The sequence below is a fragment of the Hominimerdicola alba genome, assembly GCF_900109655.1.
Lineage (GTDB): Bacteria > Bacillota > Clostridia > Oscillospirales > Ruminococcaceae > Hominimerdicola > Hominimerdicola alba_B.
Genome location: NZ_FOAT01000009.1, coordinates 147,417 through 155,798, shown reverse-complemented (window position 1 = coordinate 155,798; position 8,382 = coordinate 147,417). Strand labels below are relative to the sequence as shown.

At 45.7% G+C, this 8,382-nt stretch carries 3 protein-coding genes; all 3 read left to right on the top strand.

The window, feature by feature from the left end; translation table 11 throughout:
* Window positions 1-2,145, top strand: a 2,145-nt coding sequence (locus tag BMY75_RS11130) for a glycoside hydrolase family 11 protein (protein WP_074833852.1), incomplete at its 5' end; no start/stop codon positions are given.
* A 320-nt stretch (window positions 2,146-2,465) separates the two neighbouring features.
* Entirely contained in the window at window positions 2,466-4,958 is a 2,493-nt protein-coding gene (locus BMY75_RS11125; RefSeq protein WP_074833850.1) for a fibronectin type III domain-containing protein, read from the top strand.
* A gap of 362 nt (window positions 4,959-5,320) precedes the next feature.
* Complete coding sequence (locus BMY75_RS11120; protein ID WP_074833848.1) at window positions 5,321-8,023, top strand: glycoside hydrolase family 9 protein; 2,703 nt, start codon at window positions 5,321-5,323, stop codon at window positions 8,021-8,023.
* The last annotated feature ends 359 nt before the right edge of the window (window positions 8,024-8,382 follow it).

Here is an 8,382-nt window from a genome sequence, read left to right as displayed (position 1 = left end):
ATGACACTGCACGACAATGACGGTGGTTTCAGCACATCCTGGAAGTGTGGTCCTAATGGTTCGAGAGGTAACTTCCTTGCTCGTCGTGGTCTTTACTGGGGTCTGAATAACCCTAAGACATACAAAGATTACGGTGATTTCTATTGTGATTATGACTGCAACTGGCAGGCAGGTTCATCAGGTAACTCCAGAATCTGTATCTACGGCTGGGCTCAGAATCCTCTGGTAGAGTACTACATCATCGAAGACTGGAAGAACTGGTCTCCTGCACAGGATTCTTCTGCGCAGTACAAGGGTTCCGTTAATATCGACGGCAGTGAATACAAGATCTACACAAGTGCAAGAAATTCCTACACCATCGAAGGCAACAAGAATTTCACACAGTATATCAGCATCCGTCAGAACCTTAGAACCAAGGGTACCATCAGCGTTTCCGAGCACTTCAAGGCATGGGAATCCAAGGGCCTGAAGATGGGCAACCTGTACGAAGTTGCTTTCAACGTTGAAGGTTGGGAATCCGATGGTTCAGCTGACGTTAATCTGAAGATGTATGAAGGCAAAAGTGGCTACACTCCTGACCCCGAGCCGGATGAGCCGGAGATCGAGGGTACACTGTACTCAGCTACATTCGAGAACGGCACCAATTCCTGGAGCGGCAGAGGTTCTGCAAGTGTAGCATCATCTTCTTCCAAGGCTTATGAGGGCAGCAAGTCCCTGTATGTAAGCGGCAGAACTGATAACTGGAACGGCGGTGAGGTAGATGTCAACACTTCTACTTTCAAGCCTGGCAGCTCTTATAGCTTCAGCGCTATGGTAAATCCTACCGAGAGCACAACTGTTCAGCTGTCTATGCAGTATGATCAGAATGGTACCACAAATTACACTCAGATAGCTGAGGGCACCTGCACAGCAGGCAAGTGGTCCAAGCTTGAGAACACTAACTTCACAATTCCTTCAGGCGCATCCAATGTAAAGATGTACGTTGAAGCTCCCGACAGTCTGTGCGACATCTATGTTGACAGAGCTATAATCGCAAACAAGGGCTATGTTGCTTCCGGCACAGGCGCAGGCACAGGTACAGGCGGAACAAGTGCAACTGTTCCTTCAAACGTTAAGATGGAATACAGCAGCCAGTACAACCAGATGAGATTCACTTGGGACGCTGTAAAGGGCGCTGACAAGTACGGCATCGCAGTTTATCTGGCAGGCAAGTGGAGAGTTCAGGATTCCAACATCTCCGGCACTTCCTACACCACTCCTAAGGGTCTTACTCCTAACATGAGCTACAGAGTAGCGATCGCTGCAAGAGTAAACGGCAAGTGGGATACAGCAGGCGCTCTGGACAGCTACGTAGTAGTAATCACCAGATCCTACAACAACATTCAGTATCGCACCCCTGTTTACACAAACAACGGCGGTAACGAAGGAAATAACGGCGGTAACAACGGCGGCAATAATGGCGGCAACAACGGCGGTAACAATGGTGGTAACAATGGTGGTAACAACGGTTACTACGTTGACCCCAGCAAGCCTATGGTAGCTATCTCTTTCGATGACGGTACTGCACAGGGCTACTCCGGTCAGAGAATCATCGATGCTCTCTATAAGAACGGCTTCCACGCAACATTCTTCTATGTTGGCAACTGGATCGGCAAGCCTGATCAGGTTCGTGATGCTTACAGCAAGGGCATGGAGATCGCAAACCACACTATGTCTCACCCCAACCTGACTGAGCGTAATGCAAGCCAGATCCGTTCTGAGTATGATAACTGTGCAAGCAAGCTGAAGAGCATCATCGGCGCAGAGCCTTCCAAGCTCCTCAGACTGCCTTACCTGGCTTCCAACTGGCAGGTTCAGCAGACACTGTACGATGTTCCTATGATCACTTGTGCTATCGATACACAGGACTGGAACGGTGCATCTGCATACCAGATCGAGAACACTATCAAGAACGCAGCTAACAACGGTTCTCTGAACGGTGCTATCGTTCTCTGCCACGAGACTTATGACAATACTGCTACAGCTATGGAGAGTGTTCTTCCTTGGCTGAAGTCTCAGGGCTATCAGGTAGTTACCATTTCTGAAATGTTCGCAGCTAAGGGCAAGACTCTTAACGGCGGTCAGATCTACACAAAGGTAAGCTGATTTTCATTAAAAAGACCATATTAATAAGGTCGGAGGAGATCTCATCTGAGGTCTCCTCCGATCTTTTTGTTAAAATATATGTCAATTACTGAAATTTCTGTGAAAATGATTGACGGCGTGTATAAAGTGTGATATAATATAAAAAATTATCTAATAGGTCCGAAGTATATATTTTTTCGCGACGATTAAGATATCAAAAACAAAAAGCGGAGACATGTATACCGTGTTCCAAGGCGGGTCTGAGTATCGGCTGAGGTGAGGGTATATCGGGAATGTGTGCTGTGCACACTGTTGATGTTCACGTAAGGAGGAACAAGCCAATGAGCGGAAACTATACTCTGAAAAAAGTAACTGCAGGACTGCTGGCATTCGTGCTTGCGGCAGGTATGATGCCTGTAAGTGCAGAGAGCTTTTCGAAAGATGGTGCAGCTGTTGTTGCTGTTACCGCTGTAAACGAGAAAGAAGAGACTGAGATATGGAGCGGTAAAGGCAAGGGCACTAAGGCTGAGCCTTATCAGATCACATCTTCTGATGAATGGAAAAAGCTGGCTGAGAAGGTAAATGAAGGCGAAAGCTTCAGCGGCAAATACTTCAAGCTTACAAAGGATATAACAGTTACTGAGATGATAGGCAAGAACGAGCATCCCACAGAGACCGTGAGCCGTCCTTTCTCGGGAATATTTGATGGTAATGGTCATACTTTGACTGTTAAGATAGACGAATCGGAAAAGGAAGCCGATAAAATGACACACTGCGCTGCACCTTTCTGCGGCGTAAAGGATGCTGTCATCAAGAATTTTACAGTTAATGGCTCTGTTAAGAGCGGCATACATTCTGCAGGCGTTGTTGGTGCTGCACTCGGTACTCTGGAGATTGAAAATGTTCAGGTAAATGCTGAGATAAGCGGCGGAACACACAATGGCGGACTTGTTGGTCACAGCTACGGTACAGCTGTTAAGATCACAAACTGTGGTTTCAATGGAACTGTAAAGGCTTCAGATGTAGCTTGTGGACTGATCGGATGGTGCGGAGATAACGGAAATGTAACTGTAACTAACTGCCTTATAGACGGAAAGTGTACTGAGGCTGTTTCGATAGATCCTGTTGCAGCAGGTACCAGCGGAAAAGTAACTATCAAAAATACATATTCTACTTTTGAAGCTGTTGGTGCAAACAATCTTGTCTTCACAGGTGAAGTAAAGAAAGTTTCGGATATAACAGCACCTGTTGCTGTTGAAGAACTGGTATATGATGAAGAAGAACATGAGCTCATAACAGCAGGTTCTGTTAAAGACGCTAAAATGGTTTACAGTCTTTCTGTAGACGGCAATTATACCAGAGATCTTCCTAAGGTAAAGGATGCAGGTGATTACGAGGTCTGGTACAAGCTCGAGGGCATGGGCAACTGCACAGCTAAGTTTGTGAAAGTTACTGTTGAAAGAGCAGATATCGAACCTACAGTATCTGTTGCTAACTGGGCATTCGGTGATGAGCCAAGCGTTCCCGTTGTTGACGGAAACAAGGGCGAGGGCGAAGTTAAGTTTGAATACAAGTCCAAGGACGCAGAGGATTCCGAATACACCGATAAAGTACCTACCGAGGTAGGCAACTATACTCTGAGAGCAACTATTGCTGAAACCCAGAACTTCAAGGGCGCTGAGGCTCTTGCTGATTTTACTCTGGAGATAAAGTACACCTGGCATGACGCTGCTGAAGCTTCCTGCGATAAGGACGGAAATACAGGTTATTTTGACGGCTCTGACGGAAAGTTTTATGTTTTCGCAGACGGTGCATATCAGGAGATCGAGAAGGATTCCTGGAAGGTACCCGCAACAGGTCACACCTATGGTGATCCCGAGTGGAAGTTTACAGCTGATTACAGGACTGCTATAGCTTCCTTCAAGTGCGAAGACTGCGGCCACGTTGAGAATGTCAAGACACTCGTAACTTCCAAAATCAAGGATGCAACCTGCACCGAAGAAGGCAAGGCTGTTTATAGCGCAATGATAGAGTTCAACGGCAAGAAGTATACTGAAACAAAGGAAATAGTTCTTCCTGCTGTTGGTCATTCCTACACCAAGACCGAATGGATCTGGAACAAGAACGCAAGCGGCGCAACTGTAAATGTCATCTGCGAAAAATGCGGAGATGTTAAGACAGGTAAAGCTGAAATTTCAGTAAAGACTATAAATCCTACATACAATGCTGAGGGCAAGAAGATATATACTGCAACAGCAACCATCGATGGCGTTGAGTATACCGATGTCAGAACCATCACTATCAGCAAGCTGTCCACTGCTACTGAACTTTCTTACGAAGCCGGTAACGGTTCTGCGGTGCTTTCATGGACACCTGTAGCAAGTGCTGAGAAGTATGCCGTATGTGCGTATATCAGCGGTACATGGCATAAGTTAGATGAGGTTGACGGCACTTCCTATGAATTCAAAGGTCTGAACCCCGGAACAGTTTACAGAGTTGCTGTTATAGCCTATGCAAACGGCAGCTGGAGCACAGATGTTTCAAATTGGATAGGCGTTGCCTGCAAGTCTAAGTTCCCCGGCGTAGATGTTGAAGTATCCCACAAGAGATTCAAGCTCACATGGACTCCTGTTGAGGGCGCTGAAAGATACGCGATCGGAGCATATATTAACGGCGAATGGAAGATTCTTGCAAGGGAAGACGGCGACGTTACAAGCGTTATCTCACCTGAGTTTGAATCCGGCACCTACAAGATGGTAGTTTGCGCAAGGATCAACGGCGAGTGGGATCTGAGAAAGCTGGAATCCAGAACATTTGAAGTTACCATTGACTGATCGAAGATCATTAATATGAAGATAACAGGACAAAGAGGCTGTTCTCCTTGTCCTGTTTTTGTTTTGGTAAAATTGCACGTTTAATCGTTTAAGTTTTTGTAAGGCATCGATTTTGTAGCTAGTTTATGAGGTCGGAAAATTTGTCTGTATACGCGGAATTTGTACGGTTTCTCGGTAAAATCAGTCATGATATGATAAGATAAAATGTGTATACGTTAAATGATTTTGTTTCATGTAATCGTTTAATTAATTATATTAGCTATTGACAAACAACAATCAATATAGTATATTTTAAAAATATAGGGATATTATATTTATTATGCCTAAACCGGAAATCTTTATTTATCGAGAGGAGAATGGAAATGATATTTAAGAAGATTACCGCAGCAGTTTCGGCACTTGTTATGGCAGCAGGAATGGTTTCTGTACTGCCTCAGGACAATTCACCGGTACTGACGGCAAACGCAGCTTCGGCATACAACTATGCAGAGGCACTCCAGAAGTCTATGTTCTTCTATGAGGTACAGCAGTCGGGCGTACTTCCCGAATGGAACACTGTACAGTGGAAGGATGACTGTATGGTGGATGAAGACGGCAACGAGACCGACTATGTAAAGGGCGGCTGGTTCGATGCAGGCGACCACTTCAAGTTCTGTCTTACAAATGCTTATTCAGCTTCAATGCTTGCATGGGGCTACCTTGAGTACAAGGACGCTGTTGATAACGCAGGCATGGGCGAGCTTTACAGAAACAATCTCAAGTGGGGACTTGACTATGTAATGGCATGCGATAAGGGCAACGGCAAGATGGTAGGTACCATCGGTGACTTCACAGGCGGTTCTACCGACCATAACATCTGGTGCAGCTCAGAAGTATATCTCCGTAAACATCACCTCAACAACGGCGACTGGGAGCGTCCTTATGATGTGATAGAGAATTCTTCTGTTGCAGGTCTTTCTGCTGCTGCTCTTGCACAGGGATATCTCGTATTCAAGGATTCCGATCCTACAACTGCGGCACAGTACCTTAAGCACGCTAAGGATCTGTTTGCCGGTGCTGACAAGATAAGAGATTGTTCAGATATCGGCGGTATGACAGGTATGTACAAAACAGAGTCATGGGTAGATGACTGTATGTTTGCGGCTCTCTGGCTTTATAAGGCTACAGGCGATAAGACATATCTCAATAAGGTTGAAAAGGAATACATACCGATATTCCCTCTGGAAGAACAGGATACAGCACGTAAGTTCACATGGGGACTCTGCTGGGACGATACTTCACAGGGTGCTGCTTTCCTCTATGCTCAGATAACAGGAAACAAGGAGTGGACTGCTCACGTTAAGCGTCATCTTACTTACTGGATGGGCGAGGATTCTAAGTCATTCTTCGGAAAGATAACACCCAAGGGACTTTCTTGGCTGTTCCAGTGGGGCTCTCTGCGTCACGCAACAACGACAGCTTTCCTTGCAAAGCTCGGTTCCGATACACTTTTCAAGGGTACAGATGTTGAGAGTAAGTTCAGCAAGTGGGGCGACCTCCAGATGAACTACTGCTTCGGCGATAACGAAATGGGCTACAGCTATGTTCTCGGCATGGGCGATAAGTCGCCTTCTGCTATCCACCACAGAAACGCTTCCGGCGTACACGATGACCACTGGAACGAACTCGGTCAGGAATCCGGCGGAAACGAAGGCTGGCAGACAGAATATGCTCATACTCTCTACGGCGCACTTATCGGCGGTCCTGACAGTTCCGGTAAATACGGCGATTACAAGGTAGCTGACTTCCAGTATACAGAGGTTGCTATCGACTACAACGCAGGCTACACCGCTTGTCTGTGTGCTATGATCGACGATTACGGCGGAAAGCCTCTCGCAAACTTCCCCGAAAAGGAAACTCCCAAGTGGGATGAATGGGAAGTTGCAGCTGTACTCAACGGCAAGGGCAACAGCTATTCCGAGATCAAGGCATGGGCTATGAACCACACTGCTTGGCCTGCAAGAGTTGCTAAGGATATTGAGTACAGATACTTCTTCGATGCTTCCGAGATATTCGATGCAGGTCTGACTATCGATGATATCAAGGTACTGAGCAACAGCCAGCAGTACAAGGAAGGCGAGCAGGGCTACGCTACTGTAAGCGGTCCTTATGTATATGAGGGCGACAAGACAGGCAATACCCTTTATGCAAAGATCAAGTTTGAGGACGGCAGAGCTATCCAGCCTACAGGTCAGAGCGAGCACAGAGATGAAGTACAGTTCAGGATCTCTATCCCCGATGCTATAAACGGCAAGTCTACCGCAGGCGCATGGGATCCTACAAATGACTGGTCTTACAAGGGCGGTCTGGCTACAGCATCCGACATCAAGAGCGATGCTGCTCTCAACAAGAATATACCTATGTATGTAAACGGCGTACAGGTTTGGGGTACTGAACCTAACGGCAAGACCGCAAGCGGTTCCGAGTACGTATTCAAGAGAAACGGTGGAAACAACGGAGAAATAGGTGTTAATGCTCCTGCTCCCAACGTTAAATGTGATTCTACAACAACCACAACTGCAAAGCTCAGCTGGAACACTGTACAGGAAGCTACCAAGTATGGTATTTACTCTTATTCCAACGGCAAGTGGACACTGATCGATGAAACATCAGCCACTTCTTACACTATTAAGGGTCTGAAGCCGGGCACAAGCTATTCGTATGCTGTTGCTTCAAACAGAGGCGGAAAATACAGTAATAACAATACTACGAAAATAACTGTTACTACCCAGAAAGAGAGCAGCCAGATCGATTATCCTACAAACGTTAAGGTAAACTACAATACCCAGTACCATCAGGTACAGCTCGTTTGGGATAAGGTTGCAGGCGCTGACAAGTACGGCATCGCTGTATACCTGGCTGGTAAGTGGAGAGTTCAGACCTCCAACGTTACTACAAACAGCTATGTAACTCCTAAGAACCTGACTCCCGGCATGACCTACAAGGTAGCAGTTGCTGCAAGAGTCAATGGCAAGTGGAACACAGCTGATCCTATCAAGAACGCTGTAACTGTTACTATCAAGTAATTTACAGTTCCACAGAATCTATAAACGGCAGTTTCTTCGGAGACTGCCGTTTTTTTGCTTGCTCACAGATCAAAATAAATTATTGGATTTAACAAAATAGCACAGAAAACGATTGCGATAATTGTTAAGAACATCAATTCTAAAAAATCGGTTTTTAGATCGCTTCAGAAGAAGTTCACAGGAATATGGACAAAACGGTCGAATGCCTGTATATGGACATTTCAGAACTTTTGCCAAAGGAAAGTTTGGCATTGTAGGAATATTTTATCATGCCGAGCCTAAAAGAATATTATGAGTTATAGTCATATTAAGCTTTAGTTTGTGACAATACAACTTATTAACATATAGTATTCAAAGAA

Bases quoted from the DNA above. Each gene is read 5' to 3' on its own strand.
- BMY75_RS11125 (WP_074833850.1), top strand. From the start codon at position 2,466: ATGAGCGGAAACTATACTCTGAAAAAAGTAACTGCAGGACTGCTGGCA.
- BMY75_RS11120 (WP_074833848.1), top strand. From the start codon at position 5,321: ATGATATTTAAGAAGATTACCGCAGCAGTTTCGGCACTTGTTATGGCA.